We start from the raw sequence: 15,474 nt of genomic DNA, 5'->3' as shown, positions 1-15,474 counted from the left end.
TCTATACTATTTCATCTCATTTTTGAACGATTGAACTCGTTGCTTCTGTTGTTCCTTTTGCCTCACCATGTCCTGCACCAAATAGGTTCAGTACCACCACGCCAATAACAATTAAAGCAATACCTGCGATACTTCCTGTATTAATTTTTTCTTTCCAAATCAATACTGAAATAAGCGTTGTAGCAACAGCTCCTACACCTGACCAGATGGCATAAGTCATATTTAAGGGGAGCGTCTTAAGGGATAAGGAGATAAAGAAGAAAGAGATCACGAACGCCACAATTGTGAATAGAGTCGGATACAGTCTGGTGAAACCTTCTGAAGCTTTAAGCATTGAAGTTCCAACAAGTTCACCAACAATAGAGATTGCCAAGAAAAGATAAGCCATTATTCATTCTCCTTTATATATGTTTTCAATTCTCCCATCATTTTTTGCCTCATTTCTTCATTGGGAGGAGCAAGCCCAAACATTTCAGCAAACCACAAACCGTCTATAGCTAATCGGACTATCGTGGAACGAACGGGGTCCAATTCGTCGTTTTCAATTTTATTTTGGATATTCTCATACTCGTCCTGAAGTAATTTTAGCATGTGAGGGTTCGTAAACTGTGCTGCTGAGAGAGCGGTATACAGGTCACTTGCATTCCGATCGCCAGAAAATGATGTATTCATATACGCGCGAGTCCATCTTCCTTTGGAATGCATATCGTTTTCTGCTCTCTCATTAAATTCGGAGACAAAGCTGGTCGATAGTTGTTCAACCATTCCCAAAATCAATTCATCTTTATTCGGAAAATGGTAAAGCAATCCTCCTTTACTTATTCCCGCTTTCTTAGCCACCGCTTCTAACGTTAATTTCTCTACTCCTTCTTCATGCACAATCATCGAGGCCGCTTTAAGAATTAATTCTCTTTTTAATGCTTTTTTAGTTGTATTCATATTGATCACCCCTCTTTACTATACCGTCCAGACGGTTTTATTTCAAGTGGGTTAAAGTTATGGATTGGGTATGTAAGAGCCTAATTGAGTTGGATTAGGTTTTGATACGTTAGGTTTAAGCTAAATAAAAAGAAGCCTTGGGCGTATAACATTTCAGCCAAGACTTCGTCAAATAAACATCTACCCAGCCCAGACATTTGGTAAAAGTTCGCATCTGTTGGGTTTTAAGTGCCACCTATAGTTTAACTCTGCACATATTGTCTCAGCCATTGGAGCGCGGGACGTTCCGTGCCGTTAGAATTCAGCAGATGTGTGTTCGGCTTCCAAGTTTGTCCCTGGATATACCCCCAGAGCGTAACTCCCTTCACCGCAGAATGCTTCCATAATACCGGAAATTTCTCCTTGTATCTGGCAAGCTGGGTGTTATCGTCTCCAGTTATATCCAGTTCCGACACATAGATTGGCAATCCTGTTGCCGCCAGCTTGTTCAGTACAGTGTTCATTGTGTTAACTGAAACAGTGTCCATGCTAAACTGGTGGCACTGAATACCAATTCCGTCAATCAGGCCTCTGCTCTTGAGCTGATTAATAATATAGACATATTGGTCGGTTAACGAGGGATCGTTGATAATTCCATATTCATTAATCATCAGCTTGGCATTTGGAAAAGCTTGTCTTGCCTGTTGGAACGACCATATGACCCAATCCCATCCGGTCGACCCGTCACCGCCTATGGCATTGCGGAAGGATGGCTTCTGATGCAGTGGCTCATTCACCACATCGATAAACTCCGCATTCGGATAGCGTTGACCTGCTGCTTTAATCCACTGGGTCACTTCCGCCTTCTGATCAGCAGCCGACAGTCCGCTAATCCAACCTGGCTCCTGAGCACCCCATACCAATGTATGGAACTTGAACGGGAAGCCATTGTTACGGGCATAATTGTAGGCGGTATCCGCCTGCGACCAGTTCATGTTGTTACGGCTGCCTTCAACCGACCCCCATTTGGTCGAATTCTCTGGCGTCACCTGGTTCCAGTACGTTCCGAAACTTGCAGGGACACTTCCAGCAATGATATTTCCGAGGAATTTGCCACCGTTCGCCATACTGGCACTAGCCGGGTTTATCAGAGCTGATGATAACAACACACCCGCCAACGCCAAGCTGCTTACCAACTTGCCCACTTTAAATTTCGACATACAATCTCCTCCTCATACGTATAGTTTTTAATATTCCTACCTCTAAATAAATCGCTTACATTTCCAATTATAAGAATGAAAGGTTATTGTCCGCTACATGTAAAAGTAAAGATTTTACCCGAAAAACTTTACATCATTGCGGGGCGGCTGAACACCCTGGTGCTCCTTTAACACATCGTTTCGATTAAAATCTAGCCTCGTATCAAACAAAACACTGCAAAAAGTGATATGCTCCCTTACAGTAGCAAGTTTTATTATTTAACCTGTCTACTTTTTTGGAAGCATATCACTTTGGAGACTGCCCATTTAATAGTTTAAGGATTAAGGGCTCTTGCAATTGCGTCTACATAACTTTGGCTAGCACGTTGGCTTACTTCTGCTTGCGGAACCATCCCCTCAAAGTTGTGGAATGTGCCGGGATACAGATGGAATTCGACGTCCACCCCCGCTTGGGCAAGGCGTGCTACATATTCGATCGTCTCATCTCGGAACAGATCGAGCTGGCCTATGCACGTATAGGTCGGCGGTAGCCCAGCCAAGCATTCCGCTCTCGACGGCACAGCGTATGGGGACACCTCGGTGTCTTCAGTACGATCCCCCAAGTACATGCTCCAGGCCGCCAAGTTGTTCTTCCGGTTCCATAATGCGTTATCGGCCGTAATTTCATGACTTGAGGCCGTAATACTGCGGTCATCGATCATCGGATACAGCGGCATTTGGAAGATGAGGGCTGGCCCGCCTTTGTCACGAGCCATTAAAGCAAGTGCTGCGGTCAGACCGCCGCCCCCACTTGCTCCGGCAATTGCGACCCGATCTAAGTCGATGCCCAGCAGCTCAGCTTCATCGGTCATCCACGTCAAAGCGGCATAACAGTCATCGATGGCAGCTGGGTAGGGATGCTCGGGAGCAAGTCGGTAATCGACCGATACGACGACGCATTTGGCCGCCTGCACGAAGCGTTCGCACAAAGCATCGTCCATATCAGGATGCCCCATCACATAGCCTCCCCCGTGAATCCACAGCGTGGCCGGAAGCTTAACGTCAGTTCGCTGGGCAGGTTCGTAGATTTTGACTAATATCTCGCCTGCTACGCTCGGAATCATCCGGCTTGTCGTGCGTACGTGCTCCGACTGCTCAATGGGAGAACTCGACAAATAGCTTCTGCTCAGTTCTAAATTTTCTTCCAGTTGAAAGCCAGGAAATTGTGCGATTACCGACCTTAATTCTGGTAACAAACGATTTTCAAAATCCATGCAAATCACTCCTATGTTGGTTTTTATAATCTTTTTTCCGTCTCCGCTTCCCACTGGGCTATTTCCTTCCGAACTCGGGGTGCTACCTCTGTTCCCAGCAGCTCAATGGCTCCCATCACCTCGGCATGCGGCATTGTACTTAACGGAACATACAGCATAAAGCGTGTAACACCTACATGTTTGCGAAGGTGAATGATCTTCTGGGCAACAGTCTCAGGATCGCCAACATACAGCGCACCTTCAAAGCTGCGAGCGGCATCGTAGCTAGAACGATCATAATGCGCCCAGCCCCGCTCCCTGCCTAATCTATTCATACCTGCCATCGTAGAAGGGAAATATGTATCTGCAGCTCGTTCATTATTCTCTCCGACAAATCCTATCGAGTGCGATCCAACCTTAAGCTGCGATTCGTCATGACCAGCGTGCGCTGCTGCTTTCTTATAAAGCTGCACGAGCGGTGCAAAATTCACTGGATTTCCACCAATGATCGCCAGCATCAAGGGCAGTCCTAACAAACCTGCACGGATAGCAGAATCCTGCCTGCCCCCGCTGCCAACCCATATCGGTAAAGGATTCTGAACCGGCCGTGGATACACTCCCAAATTGCTAATCGCTGGCCGATGCCCGCCCTTCCAAGTTACTTTTTCGGACTCCCGTATTTTAAGGAGCAATTCCAAATGTTGTTCAAACAACTCATCATAGTCGTCCAAGTCATAGCCAAACAGAGGGAAAGATTCAATAAAGGAACCTCGGCCCGCCATAATCTCCGCACGTCCATTCGAAATACCATCCAGCGTAGCAAAATCCTGAAAAACGCGAACGGGATCAGCTGAAGAAAGCACTGTCACTGCACTGGTCAGCCGAATCCGTTTCGTCTGCGCTGCAGCCGCTGACAGTACAACTGCTGGTGAAGATGCCGAATAATCCTTCCGATGATGCTCACCTACACCGAACACATCAAGTCCCACTTGATCAGCAAGAATAATTTCCTCGACAACTTCGCGTAATCGCTGTGCGTGACTTATCACTTCACCTGTCTGAACGTCAGGCTTTGTTTCTACAAACGAAGTAATACCTATCTCCATGGTTCATCTCTCCTGTTCTAATAGCTTTCTTTGTAGGCCAATTAAATACCGACAAAATATCATACTGATCGGTAATATATTTTTCCCAGTAAATATAACTCATAAAAAAGAAAAGTGTCAATAAATATAGTAAATCGACTTTGATTTATCCTCATACTGATATCTCTTTGGTGCGATAAACCAATCTGTATTTGACAATATAACAGGCTAATTATAAGATAATAACATACTAATTGGTACGAAAATAAAGGACCCTGACAATTATAATCAGAGTCATTGAATTAAGAATAAAATTATGAGTAATGAGAGGTATTGATTATGGGACGAATCCGCGAATTTGACGAAGATAAAGTATTAGATGCAGCCATGCAAATATTTTGGGAGAAGGGATATGAAGCTACCTCACTGAGTGATTTAACTTCCAGAATGGAAATTCAACGACCCAGTATATATTCCACTTTTGGAGGAAAAAAAGAATTGTTCGAAGCTGCGCTGCGCAAATACATGATGTCCCGTGCTTCTATGATCCGAGCCAAGCTTCAAAGCAAACCATCTGTAAAAGAAGCATTTCGAACTTTTTTTGAAGGTGTGGTCGATAAGGAATATACAGAAGACCCTAGAAAAGGATGCTTTTGCATCAATACAATGGTTGAACTTGCGCCCCATGATGAGAAATTTGAAATTCTTACAAGGGAACATCAAATGTACCTATCGGTTATATTTCAAGAAACCATTGAACGAGGTATACAATCAGGTGAACTTGAAATCGGGCTCGATGCGAAGGCTGTATCTCAGGCGCTAGTCGTATCGTTAATTGGACTGACCGTAATGATAAAGTCTCGTCCAGAACGATCATTTATTGATAACACGATAGAGGTGACACTTACACTGCTTAAGTAATCCGGAGTGAATTCAATTTTAACGAATGGGTGTATTCTCGACGCACATGTCCCTCAGCGCAACAAAGGCTACCGGATACATTTTCTCGGCAGCCTTTGTTGCGCTCATATTACATACTTTTTCGCATTTACATGAGTTCAAACGATTCCTTCACTGATCTTAATTTTGCATATATATACTTAATGTTGTATATTAATTCAAAACTAATGAAAAGGGAGTACATCTAATGTCATTTTTAATAAGAAACGCTAAGCCTGATGATTTAAGCAGTTTGACCGAGTTAATGTATGAGTACATCGTTGGTTTTTATCAAAACCCTAGGCCACCTATCGAAAAAATTCATAATTTGATTCAAACCCTTTTTGAGCAGCAAAACGGTATACAATTTGTGGCGGAACAAAATGGAGAATTAATCGGCTTTGCTACATTATTCTTTACCTTTAGCACGATGAAAGCAGACAAAATCACAGTTATGAACGACCTATTTGTAATGGAATCATTTAGAGATACAGAAGTGGAATCACAGCTTTTTTTAGAATGTCAAAAGTACTCACAAAATCATGGGTATGCTCATATGACCTGGATAACTTCTACTGAGAATAAACGCGCTCAAATTTTCTTTAAAAAGATGGGTGCTGTCCAAGGGAGAGACTGGGTTCACTTTTCATCGTAACAATACTTTTGATACGGTTCTCCGCGCTAACGGCAATTCAAAGGGCACCCGATCGGGTGCCCTTTGTGCGTAACACATGTTTTCACGCCATGCGGATATCGAAACATGCCGATACAATTGAAGATAAATATAGAAGTTTTATTAATGTCCGCGATGCTTTTCTTTCGCTTTTTTCTCCTTTAATTCCCTTATCCGTGCCTTCATGGATTCCCTTTGCTGTTTAGAGTAAGCATGTTTGTCCAACTTCCGCTTCTCATACTCTAACTTTAAGGCCTCTTGTGCGTTGGAAGAGACCTCCTTCTGCCTTAATTCATACGCTGCCTGTCTTGCTAGCCGCTTCGGATTGACCTTCTTCGTTTCAGACCACTTTATAGCCACCTCTTGTGAGAGCCGACTAACAAGTTCCCACATTTCCTCACGGATAAAATGGAGAATTTCCTCGTCCTTAGGCTCTGTACCAAAGATGTGCCTAGCTGCCTTCAATTTCCCTTGGTCCTGCTCTTCCACGACTCCAACCCAATACTGTCCATCATGATAAACTGTAAGCTTCATTTTAATCCCCCTCATTTTAAATCGAAACGATGGACATCCCGAGGGGGGAAGGTTACTGACATGGTACTCTTGGAATCTGAGAGTCATTCATGCGTCTGGACTACCAACCAGACTGTGTTTTTTCGTCCCAGAAAAAGTATAGTTGCCTTACTGGAAAACAGCAAGACGAAAAGATTAATTCTGTATGAAATTGTACCGCTGATATGTATTAGAGTGAACCTGGATATAGAGTATACTATATGAGTATAAGTTCGATACACGATGACATTATATATGTAATGGTATTCAAATACAGCGCAGAAGAGGTTGAAAATGAGTCAGAAGCATTTTACAGATTACGCATTAAGTGAAGAAATTGTAAGAGCGCTGAATAGCTTGGGCTATGAGACGCCAACAGAGATTCAGACGGAAGTCATTCCAGTTGCGCTTGAGAAGAAGGACCTTGTCGCCAAGTCGCAAACAGGTAGCGGCAAAACAGCGGCATACGGTATTCCACTTTGTGAGCTAGTAGATTGGAATGAGAATAAGCCCCAAGCTTTAATCCTGACGCCAACCCGTGAACTTGCATTACAGGTCACCGAGGACATCACAAATATTGGACGCTTTAAGCGGATAAAAGCAACGCCCCTTTATGGAAAACATCCTTTTCATATACAAAAGGCCGAGTTAAAACAAAGAACACATATGGCTGTAGGTACGCCAGGACGTGTACTGGACCATATTGAACGAGGCACGCTATCGTTAGATCGAATGGCCTACCTCGTGATTGATGAAGCTGACGAGATGCTGAATATGGGCTTTATCGAGCAAGTTCAGTCGATCATTCAGGCCCTGCCTAGTGACCGGGTTACCATGTTATTCTCCGCTACTTTTCCTGAGGATGTAGCCAGACTGTCACACAAGTATATGAACGATCCTGTTGAAATTGAAATAAAAGCAACCGGTATAACGACCGCTACAATTGATCACTCTCTTATTCAGGTGAAGGAGTCAGACAAGCTGGCACTACTGCAAGATCTGCTGATTGTCGAGAATCCTGACAGCTGCATTATTTTCTGTCGTACGCAGGAGAATGTAGATACATTATTCAGAGCATTGGCTGATCTTGAATATCCATGTGATCGCATTCATGGTGGCATGGAGCAAGACGAGCGATTTGAGGTAATGAATGCATTCAGAAGGGGTCAATTCCGTTACTTGATCGCGACAGATGTTGCCGCCAGAGGGATTGATATCACGAATATCACCCATGTCATTAACTACGATATTCCCCTTGAGAAGGAAAGCTATGTTCACCGCACAGGACGTACGGGACGTGCTGGCAAAACGGGTAAAGCCATTTCCCTCATCACTCCTAAGGATGGCCGAAGATTAGCTGATATTGAAGCATATATTGGGTTCGCGATTCCGCAGGTAAAGGCTCCCTCAGAAGAGGCTGTTGACCTCCGTAGAGAAGATTTTGAGCAGAAACTGCATGTAAAAACCGCACTCAAAAAAGATAAGCGCGAGCAACTAAACCAACAGATTATGAAGCTGAACTTTAACGGCGGTAAGAAGAAAAAACTTAGAGCTGTCGACTTCGTGGGGACCATCGCTAAGCTTGACGGGGTCACCGCAGATGATATCGGGATTATTACGATTCTGGATTATGCGACAGATGTTGAGATTCTGAATGGTAAAGGTCCACTGGTGCTCGAGATTATGAAGAATACAACCGTAAAGGGTAAGCTGTTAAAGGTACGCAAAGGGAATAAGTAGAAGATACGCAGCATAAAAGAGAGTGAGGCAATCCCGCCCAGCATAGCCGATGGTTTTCGTTAGCTATACGGGCGGGATTGCCGAGTTTATCTCTTGATCGTTTAATTTATCTTTCCATTTTGAATTTGCAAGAAAATCGCATGCTCTCTTGGATAAAACCATATCGTCATCTTCACCTAATCCATAGGTTATTTTGAAAAAGCACTCCTGAATCGTTTCAGAGATTACTTACTATTGCGACGTCTAAAGTTATTAAAAATGTAATGTCTAAATAGAACAATTGAAATCTCGGGTAGCAATACAGCAAATATGTATAACAATATAATGAATGGTAATGACGAAATGAAAATTTCAGCGCCCTGGTCTGTTTTCACACGTTCAACTAGCAGCCACCACATAGGTACGGATATAATCCACATCAAGACATTAGAGATGATTACATAAAGAGTATTTTTCCATAACAGACAAAACAAAATTGCAATAATGGCCGGAACAGTCCATGAACCTATCATATGACCATTACTTAATATAACAAATGTTATAACAGGATATAAAAGTGCAACCACCATCTGGACTCCCCTATTATCATAAAACTTCATTTCCCATCCCCTTTTTTCTTTACAATCTATTTTTTAATTTTTTGATAGGTATATTTATTATTTTATTTATTTTCACAATAAAAATCCAAGCTCTATGAAATCAGCAACGTTGGTGATAATTGTTCTGCTTTATCGTATTCTCTTAGAGAGTTGATTTAATACTTAAAAAATTTTAGAAAAGGTGTCCCTTTGGGTCCTCTTCATTTGTTATATAGATATAGTTTTCTTTGTGATCAGAGGAGGTGCCTACATCTTTGAGTGAGGAAATCGAATACAGAATTAAACGGGTCCAAGCTGGCGAGATCCAGGATTACGCCTACATTGTAAAGGAGTATCAGCGTCAGATTTTTGTGTACTGCTGGCGGATATTAGGAAGTGAGCAGGAAGCGGAAGAGGCTGTACAGGATATTTTCGTTAGTGCTTTCGAGAAAATCAGTATGTACAAGCCCACAGTGGGCTTCTCCTCCTGGCTGTATAAAATGGCTTATCATCACTGCTTGAACCTGATTCGCAGGAAAAGTCTACAGCGCAAATTTAGAATTAATTTGTTTACCTCAACTAACATGACCGCAGACAGCGCCGCGCAGGTTATGGAACGTCAGCTTTTCAGTGAGCCGCTAAGCCGGGCATTGGGCCAACTGAATGCAGAAGAACGAAACCTGCTGGTGCTACGCATTTTTGAAGAAAAATCGTTTGGAGAAATCGGGGAAATTATGAACAAAAGCGAGGAAGCTATCAAGAAAAAATACGGCAGAACAAAAACAAAGCTCAAAAAAATGATGGAGCCCATAAAGGAGGACCCAAAATGCGTGAATTACAAGACAGAACTCAGGAACAAGGTCTGAAATACACCGATCTGAAGGACAAAGGCTTAAAAAATATGGACATGTTGACGGAGCCAGAGAACGTCTTAAAAATACAAGCCTTTGACGTCTCTGACAAAGTGATAGAACAGGTCTACCAAAAGGCGAAACCTCAAAAGGGACTCATCGTAAAAATGCGTCTTCAACCGCGCATCACCACTCCTATTATGATCTTACTTTTTGTATTGGGCGCCTCTGTGACTGGGTACGCCGCTTCGCAATATGTGGAATTACGTAACGGCAAAGGCGATGTCGTATTAAATACCGCCAAAACACCTGCCGAAACGGACGCTTCCCAAACGTATACAACCACCTACACACAGTGGAACGAAAAGGTGAGAGACCGTCTACAGCCTGGAGAGTATGCCGCCTATTACGTTAAGGACGATTCTATGAATTCAAGAAATTCGTCTATTTCTGTCCTGTTTGCATACAAACCGACTGAACTTTCTAGCTTCAGCAGTCTGCAGGATGAAATCAAGCGTACAGAAGCCCCACTATTCCACAATCCTACTCATCTGCCGAATGGCTACCGATTTGATTTCGGATACGTCTATCCAGTCGCTGCACATCCTGGGGTGATGAACAAAGAGGAATATCGGGCTTTAACGGATAAACTGATGCAACAGGCCAAAGCCGCACCGAAAGGTGAAAATCTGTTTATTCAAAAGCTGAGCTGGGACAAGTCAGACTTCACCTTTGCCCGGTATGCAAGAGGAAATGACTATGTAAACATCACCGTCACCAAGTACGCTCCCGAAGTCACAAAGACGACCGTAATGCAAAATGAACAGGATTCGGCTGAGGAACTGATGATCAAAGGAACCAAGGCCTATTACATCAGGGCAAGCGAAACAAGCACGCCCTTGGAGGTAGGGAAAAATCGACTGGGATGGCTCGATGAAAAAAGGCGTTTACACTACAACATATCTGATAACCAGGACAGCCCGCTGAGCAAAGAAGACCTGGTAAAAATAGCCGAGGATTTGCTTAACGGTTCACCGCAATAGCTATAAAAGAAAAGCTTTGAAGAGAGACCATCCTTTTTTAAGGGTGGTCTCTTTTTGGAGAATAGTCCTTATACCTTTTCCTCACAAACTATTACGGCATGTTCCACAATCTTTTTACCTCAACTAATTCCTGATCATTAAATTCCATTCTGTTATTTGAAAAGCATCTGACTTGCCTTTATCAGTCAAACCTCTTGTTCTTTCATTTCCTTCCGTCTTCGGTGATTCGCCATGTCTCACCATGTAAATGAATGTTTTCATAGTATCCTCCATGAAGAGCTGATGAATTTTTATTACATGATATTCGTGACTAACTACCAAGTCACCTTTTGCTAGGGTAGTTTTCTCTTGTTTCTTATTGCATAAATTTTTCTTGAAGGTGACGTTACGTCATTTGCTATACTGACTGAGAACGACATGCTAGAGCAATCAATTGGATGTGAGCAATGGATGGACAAAGAGAACTGTCTGACGACAGGACAGCTTGCCAAACGTACAGGGATAACGGTCAGGACATTGCGATATTACGATCAAATTGGACTTCTGAGTCCAAGAGGTCATCGCACTGGATCCATAAGACTGTACAACATGAAAGATATGGAAAGATTACAGCGAATTCAGATGTTGAAGTATCTAGGGTTATCGCTTCAAAAAATAATGGACATTTTAGATGCAGAATCGCCATCCAACGGAGAGATCAGACATTCATTGCAAGCACAACTCGATGTTTTACAAAAGAAAATCGCCCATACGGAGCACGTAGTGCATGCAATACGAGATGCTATGGAAATGTCGGCCTATGGCTCCGATTGGAACCATTTGGCGGATGTTATCCAAACCGTGCAGAGTGAGCAAAATTGGGGGGAGCAATATCGGACGGCGAACCGCCTGCAAACGCGGATACATCTTTACGACAAGTACAGTACGAATCCCCAAGGCTGGCATCGTTGGATCTTTGAACAACTGGAGGTGCAACCGGGAGCCCATATTCTCGAGTTGGGCTGCGGCGACGGCACCTTTTGGATAAGAAACGCCGAACGAATTCCAAGCAGCTGGCGTATCACGCTTACCGATATGTCAAGCGGAATGGTGGAAGAAGCACGTTGCCGCTTGGGAAGCAACAATTCGCAGTTTAAGTTTTTGTCTGTTGACACGCAACAGATCCCCTTCCATGAAGAGCAATTCGATATGGTTATCGCTAACAACATGCTGTACCACGTGCCGGACATCCCTAGAGCAATCCGCGAGATGCACCGTATCTTAAAGCAAGGAGGTATAGTATGCGCCTCTACAATGAGCACTCAACACCTACAAGAGGTCGAACACTTGGCGGTTTCGTTCGATCCTGGGCTTCATGTGTTGGATCATGCTATTAAACGGTTCCACCTGGATAACGGAGGGGACTTGCTGTCTTCTTGCTTTTCCGATCTTCGGTTGCTTCGATACGAGGACTGTCTGTTGGTCGACGAGGCGGAACCCCTGATCGAATATATAATTTCGACTCCGATGAACGCAAGAGAGCGACTTGTCGGAGCGGCTATTGACAAGTTTCGAGACCACATCAATCGGCTTTTGCAGCAGAACGGAACTCTCGAAATGACTAAAGAGAACGGAATCTTTCTAGGGAGGAAATGAGATGAAGGCACAACAGTATCACCCAAGCGTACGGATTGTAAAAGAGGAGCTTCTATCGGATAACTGGTACATCTTAAATAAGGTCACATTCGAGTTTGAAAAAAATAATGGACAATGGGAGACACAATCCCGTGAAGTGTACGATCGTGGCAACGGCGTAACGATCCTGCTCTATAATCAGCACAAACAAACCGTTGTACTGACAAGACAGTTCCGAATGCCTACTTATCGGAACGGTAATGAAACTGGAATGCTTATCGAAACCTGTGCAGGATTACTCGATAAAGAAACACCGGAAGAAGGTATTTTTCGGGAGACGGAGGAGGAGACGGGATACCGTATCGACCGGGTGCAGAAAGTTGGCGAGGCCTATATGTCACCGGGCTCCGTTACCGAAATCCTGCACTTCTATGTAGCCGAGTATAGTGAAGATATGACAACGGGTGGCGGTGGTGGCCTTGAGGAGGAACAGGAAAACATTGAAGTGATAGAACTTCCGTTTGTTCGAGCGCTAGACATGGTCGAAAGCGGCGAGATTCGTGACGCCAAGACGATAATGCTGCTCCAATACGCTCAGATCCAGGGCCTCTTGAAAGTGAAATCGAAACCGCTTCATATCCTTATCGCAGGCCCTTATCGATCTGGAACGAATGATGATCATGTATTAATCGATAAGAACGTCAACTACATGAATGAAATTGCTCTTCAAGTTTACGAGGCTGGTCATATGCCGGTGCTGGGAGAGTGGTATGCTTTGCCCCTTATCGCGACAGCCGGTTCCACTGCTCTGGGAGATGAGACCTTTAACAAAATCTTTCACCCGTCTTCCATTCGCCTGCTTGATTACTGTAACGCCGTGCTTCGGGTTGGAGGACCCTCTCAGGGTGCCGATGAAATGGTAAGGGTGGCGAAAGAGAAAGGATTGTTGATTTACGAACGGCTCGACGAACTTCCGTTGGTGTGATATATCCTCTTTGACCAGACCAAAGACAACTTGCTCTGGGCCTCCTCCACAGATCACCCGAAGAATCTCTCAATCAACTGAGATACTAAGTGATTTGCGTAAATGTTTAACATCACTCATCGGTGGACGTCCAAACATGCGTCCATATTCCCGGCTGAACTGCGAAGGGCTCTCATAGCCGACGCGAAAGCCTGCATTGGCGGCTTCCACTCCCTCCGAGAGCAACAAGCGGCGTGCAGTCTGCAATCGAATGGCCTTCTGATACTGCAGAGGACTTATAGCCGTTACCTTTTTAAAATGCTTGTGTAAGGAAGAAGGGCTCATGTTTACTTCCTTCGCCAATTCTTCAATCACAAGAGGCTTAGAGTAATCGCGGGTTATCAGATGGATCGCTTGGGAGATGCTATGTGCATAGCTACCAACTACGGCAAATTGCCTGATTAAAGCCCCCTGCTCACCTTGTAATACACGATAAAGGATCTCGTGCGTGATAAGCGGCGCAAGAAACTGAATATCCGCAGGCGTATCCGAAAGTCTGACAAGCCGAAGCAGCGCATCAAGCAGCAGAGGGTCAAATTGGCTCACTAGTATGCCGCGTCCAGTCTTTACGGTACCTTGAGGAGGACTCTTCTTGATAATGTCCAGGATGACGTCTGGACTAATGGATAATTGAAGACTTAGATAAGGAAGCTCCGACGAGGCTTGAGTTATTTTACCAATTACGGGAAGTTGAACTGATGTGACCATGTAGGTTGTTGGATCGTACACATAGTTTTCTCCAGCCAGCATTGCTGTCTTTGAGCCTTGTGCAACCACGTACAGGGAGGGCATATGGACCGTATGATTCAGCTCGGACACATGGCTTGCACGTCTGAAATAAAGTCCTGGCACAGACGAGACAAACGTACCATCCGAAGACGCATGTTGATGAATTAGATGAATCAGTTCTTGTAGATTCGTAGAAATATCAGAGGGGGGAGGAGACGAAATCATTCATGCTTCACCTTCCTTTCCGTTGAACGCTAATATTGATGTGCTAATTATATGCGCGCCGAATAGGATTAGGCAAGAATTGGACTTCATCGGTCTACCTGTCTCAACCGAATTCTACTTAAAATTTACTTGCAAGGCCAACAGAGGGCCTAAGGCAAATAGATCAAAGGAAGAAGGATTGGGCTATGCATTTGGAAGGAAGAATAGAGAACAAAGTCGTCGTGATTACAGGTGCAAGCAGCGGAATTGGAGAAGCAACAGCACTCTTGCTTGCTGAGCGTGGGGCAAAAGTTGTGCTTGGAGCGCGCGGAGTGGAGCGCCTTGAAGCGCTGGCGACACGCATTTCCAATGGAGGTGGCGAAGCTGTTTATGCACGCACTGATGTGAGACGGCGCGAGGATCTGTGCAACCTCGTTAATTTGGCTTGCGAACGGTACGGAAAGCTGGATGTTCTCGTCAGCAACGCTGGCGTTATGCCTATTTCCCCTCTCGAAGATCTGTGTGTCGAGGACTGGGAGGACATGATTGATGTCAACATTAAAGGCGTTTTGTACGGTATAGCCGCAGCGTTGCCTATCTTTCGCAAGCAGGGTTCTGGACATTTCGTGAATATCGCTTCTGTAGCAGGACATAAGACTGTACCGAACCAGTCGGTCTACTCTGGTACGAAGTTCGCCGTGCGCGCCATCTCAGAGGGATTGCGCCAGGAGGCTGGCGACAAGCTGCGCGTGACCATCATTTCGCCTGGTATTGTGCAGACGAATTTCACGGAGGGTATGACCAATCCAGCATTGAGAGATCAACTCGCTGCCATTCGGGATAAACTAGCCATGACACCTGACGCGGTAGCCCGTGCAATTGGATTCGCAATTGAACAACCGGCCGATATTGATGTGAACGAAATCGTAATCCGTCCAACCGCACAAATGTAATATAAATAGATAGGGGCACCTCCTCTTGTCTAACAGAATGACAGTTAAATAAAAACTCTGCAACTAAAGATACAAAAAGACATGGACTCTCATTGCTAAGAGTCTATGTCTAATTTTAG

The 15,474-nt window shown here is 44.3% G+C and carries 15 protein-coding genes and 1 pseudogene; 8 read left to right on the top strand and 8 right to left on the bottom strand.

Annotated elements, in window-relative coordinates:
• Window positions 1-16: 16 nt before the first annotated feature.
• The 5 genes from ACL9RM_RS00630 to ACL9RM_RS00610 form a co-directional block, all read right to left on the bottom strand.
• The gene (locus ACL9RM_RS00630) at window positions 17-388 is read right to left on the bottom strand and encodes a DMT family transporter (protein WP_069290722.1); all 372 of its coding nucleotides are present in this window, start codon (window positions 386-388) and stop codon (window positions 17-19) included.
• Window positions 388-939 carry a TetR/AcrR family transcriptional regulator gene (locus ACL9RM_RS00625; protein WP_235306774.1) on the bottom strand — a complete coding sequence of 184 codons (552 nt, stop codon included), beginning with the start codon at window positions 937-939 and terminating at the stop codon, window positions 388-390. The genes ACL9RM_RS00630 and ACL9RM_RS00625 overlap by 1 nt, the downstream gene beginning before the upstream one ends.
• A 242-nt stretch (window positions 940-1,181) precedes the next feature.
• Window positions 1,182-2,138, bottom strand: a complete 957-nt coding sequence (locus ACL9RM_RS00620) for an endo-1,4-beta-xylanase (RefSeq protein WP_414126028.1) — start codon at window positions 2,136-2,138, stop codon at window positions 1,182-1,184.
• 314 nt (window positions 2,139-2,452) lie between these two features.
• Window positions 2,453-3,391, bottom strand: a complete 939-nt coding sequence (locus ACL9RM_RS00615; RefSeq protein WP_414126194.1) for an alpha/beta hydrolase — start codon at window positions 3,389-3,391, stop codon at window positions 2,453-2,455.
• Between the two features lie 23 nt (window positions 3,392-3,414).
• A complete protein-coding gene (locus ACL9RM_RS00610; protein WP_414126026.1) occupies window positions 3,415-4,476 on the bottom strand; it encodes an LLM class flavin-dependent oxidoreductase in 1,062 nt (353 codons plus the stop codon).
• Window positions 4,477-4,794: 318 nt separating this feature from the next.
• Here ACL9RM_RS00610 and ACL9RM_RS00605 point away from each other — a divergent pair, with 318 nt between their 5' ends.
• Together ACL9RM_RS00605 and ACL9RM_RS00600 are read left to right on the top strand one after the other, a co-directional pair.
• Window positions 4,795-5,376 carry a TetR/AcrR family transcriptional regulator gene (locus ACL9RM_RS00605; protein WP_414126024.1) on the top strand — a complete coding sequence of 194 codons (582 nt, stop codon included), beginning with the start codon at window positions 4,795-4,797 and terminating at the stop codon, window positions 5,374-5,376.
• A gap of 226 nt (window positions 5,377-5,602) precedes the next feature.
• Window positions 5,603-6,049: a GNAT family N-acetyltransferase gene (locus tag ACL9RM_RS00600; RefSeq protein WP_254326333.1), complete on the top strand. Its 447-nt coding sequence runs from the start codon at window positions 5,603-5,605 to the stop codon at window positions 6,047-6,049.
• A gap of 141 nt (window positions 6,050-6,190) precedes the next feature.
• Here ACL9RM_RS00600 and ACL9RM_RS00595 read toward each other — a convergent pair whose 3' ends face one another.
• Entirely contained in the window at window positions 6,191-6,601 is a 411-nt protein-coding gene (locus ACL9RM_RS00595) for a YjdF family protein (RefSeq protein ID WP_414126021.1), read from the bottom strand.
• 312 nt (window positions 6,602-6,913) lie between these two features.
• On the opposite strand from ACL9RM_RS00595, the gene ACL9RM_RS00590 reads away from it, so the two are divergent.
• The 3 genes from ACL9RM_RS00590 (at window position 6,914) to ACL9RM_RS00580 (ending at window position 10,831) form a co-directional block, all read left to right on the top strand.
• Window positions 6,914-8,359 carry a DEAD/DEAH box helicase gene (locus ACL9RM_RS00590; RefSeq protein WP_235306776.1) on the top strand — a complete coding sequence of 482 codons (1,446 nt, stop codon included), beginning with the start codon at window positions 6,914-6,916 and terminating at the stop codon, window positions 8,357-8,359.
• Window positions 8,360-9,212: 853 nt separating this feature from the next.
• On the top strand, window positions 9,213-9,803 hold the full coding sequence (locus ACL9RM_RS00585; RefSeq protein ID WP_414126019.1) for an RNA polymerase sigma factor: 591 nt from the start codon (window positions 9,213-9,215) through the stop codon (window positions 9,801-9,803).
• Entirely contained in the window at window positions 9,764-10,831 is a 1,068-nt protein-coding gene (locus tag ACL9RM_RS00580; RefSeq protein ID WP_414126017.1) for a DUF4367 domain-containing protein, read from the top strand. The genes ACL9RM_RS00585 and ACL9RM_RS00580 overlap by 40 nt, the downstream gene beginning before the upstream one ends.
• A gap of 147 nt (window positions 10,832-10,978) precedes the next feature.
• Here ACL9RM_RS00580 and ACL9RM_RS00575 read toward each other — a convergent pair.
• A pseudogene (locus ACL9RM_RS00575) lies at window positions 10,979-11,092 on the bottom strand (histidine phosphatase family protein); the annotation flags it as partial.
• Window positions 11,093-11,248: 156 nt separating this feature from the next.
• Here ACL9RM_RS00575 and ACL9RM_RS00570 point away from each other — a divergent pair.
• Window positions 11,249-12,466, top strand: a complete 1,218-nt coding sequence (locus ACL9RM_RS00570) for a MerR family transcriptional regulator (RefSeq protein WP_422759351.1) — start codon at window positions 11,249-11,251, stop codon at window positions 12,464-12,466.
• Between the two features lies 1 nt (window position 12,467).
• Window positions 12,468-13,430, top strand: a complete 963-nt coding sequence (nudK, locus tag ACL9RM_RS00565; protein ID WP_414126013.1) for a GDP-mannose pyrophosphatase NudK — start codon at window positions 12,468-12,470, stop codon at window positions 13,428-13,430.
• 69 nt (window positions 13,431-13,499) lie between these two features.
• Here the strand turns inward: nudK and ACL9RM_RS00560 are convergent, their stop codons facing one another.
• Entirely contained in the window at window positions 13,500-14,423 is a 924-nt protein-coding gene (locus ACL9RM_RS00560; RefSeq protein ID WP_414126011.1) for an AraC family transcriptional regulator, read from the bottom strand.
• Window positions 14,424-14,608: 185 nt separating this feature from the next.
• Here ACL9RM_RS00560 and ACL9RM_RS00555 point away from each other — a divergent pair, with 185 nt between their 5' ends.
• Window positions 14,609-15,355, top strand: a complete 747-nt coding sequence (locus ACL9RM_RS00555) for an SDR family oxidoreductase (protein ID WP_414126009.1) — start codon at window positions 14,609-14,611, stop codon at window positions 15,353-15,355.
• Window positions 15,356-15,474 lie beyond the last annotated feature (119 nt).

Source organism: Paenibacillus sp. S29, from assembly GCF_049319765.1.
Classification (GTDB): Bacteria; Bacillota; Bacilli; order Paenibacillales; family Paenibacillaceae; genus Paenibacillus; species Paenibacillus polymyxa_B.
Note: the sequence above shows the minus strand (reverse complement) of the source record. Positions and strands in the feature narration are given on the sequence as shown.

Excerpts from the sequence above, each read along its gene's own strand:
- ACL9RM_RS00555 (WP_414126009.1), top strand. The coding sequence starts at position 14,609 with ATGCATTTGGAAGGAAGAATAGAGAACAAAGTCGTCGTGATTACAGGT.
- ACL9RM_RS00560 (WP_414126011.1), bottom strand. The coding sequence starts at position 14,423 with ATGATTTCGTCTCCTCCCCCCTCTGATATTTCTACGAATCTACAAGAA.
- ACL9RM_RS00600 (WP_254326333.1), top strand. The coding sequence starts at position 5,603 with ATGTCATTTTTAATAAGAAACGCTAAGCCTGATGATTTAAGCAGTTTG.
- ACL9RM_RS00610 (WP_414126026.1), bottom strand. The coding sequence starts at position 4,476 with ATGGAGATAGGTATTACTTCGTTTGTAGAAACAAAGCCTGACGTTCAG.
- nudK (WP_414126013.1), top strand. The coding sequence starts at position 12,468 with ATGAAGGCACAACAGTATCACCCAAGCGTACGGATTGTAAAAGAGGAG.
- ACL9RM_RS00580 (WP_414126017.1), top strand. The coding sequence starts at position 9,764 with ATGCGTGAATTACAAGACAGAACTCAGGAACAAGGTCTGAAATACACC.
- ACL9RM_RS00620 (WP_414126028.1), bottom strand. The coding sequence starts at position 2,138 with ATGTCGAAATTTAAAGTGGGCAAGTTGGTAAGCAGCTTGGCGTTGGCG.
- ACL9RM_RS00625 (WP_235306774.1), bottom strand. The coding sequence starts at position 939 with ATGAATACAACTAAAAAAGCATTAAAAAGAGAATTAATTCTTAAAGCG.
- ACL9RM_RS00630 (WP_069290722.1), bottom strand. The coding sequence starts at position 388 with ATGGCTTATCTTTTCTTGGCAATCTCTATTGTTGGTGAACTTGTTGGA.
- ACL9RM_RS00590 (WP_235306776.1), top strand. The coding sequence starts at position 6,914 with ATGAGTCAGAAGCATTTTACAGATTACGCATTAAGTGAAGAAATTGTA.
- ACL9RM_RS00615 (WP_414126194.1), bottom strand. The coding sequence starts at position 3,391 with ATGGATTTTGAAAATCGTTTGTTACCAGAATTAAGGTCGGTAATCGCA.
- ACL9RM_RS00595 (WP_414126021.1), bottom strand. The coding sequence starts at position 6,601 with ATGAAGCTTACAGTTTATCATGATGGACAGTATTGGGTTGGAGTCGTG.
- ACL9RM_RS00570 (WP_422759351.1), top strand. The coding sequence starts at position 11,249 with ATGCTAGAGCAATCAATTGGATGTGAGCAATGGATGGACAAAGAGAAC.
- ACL9RM_RS00605 (WP_414126024.1), top strand. The coding sequence starts at position 4,795 with ATGGGACGAATCCGCGAATTTGACGAAGATAAAGTATTAGATGCAGCC.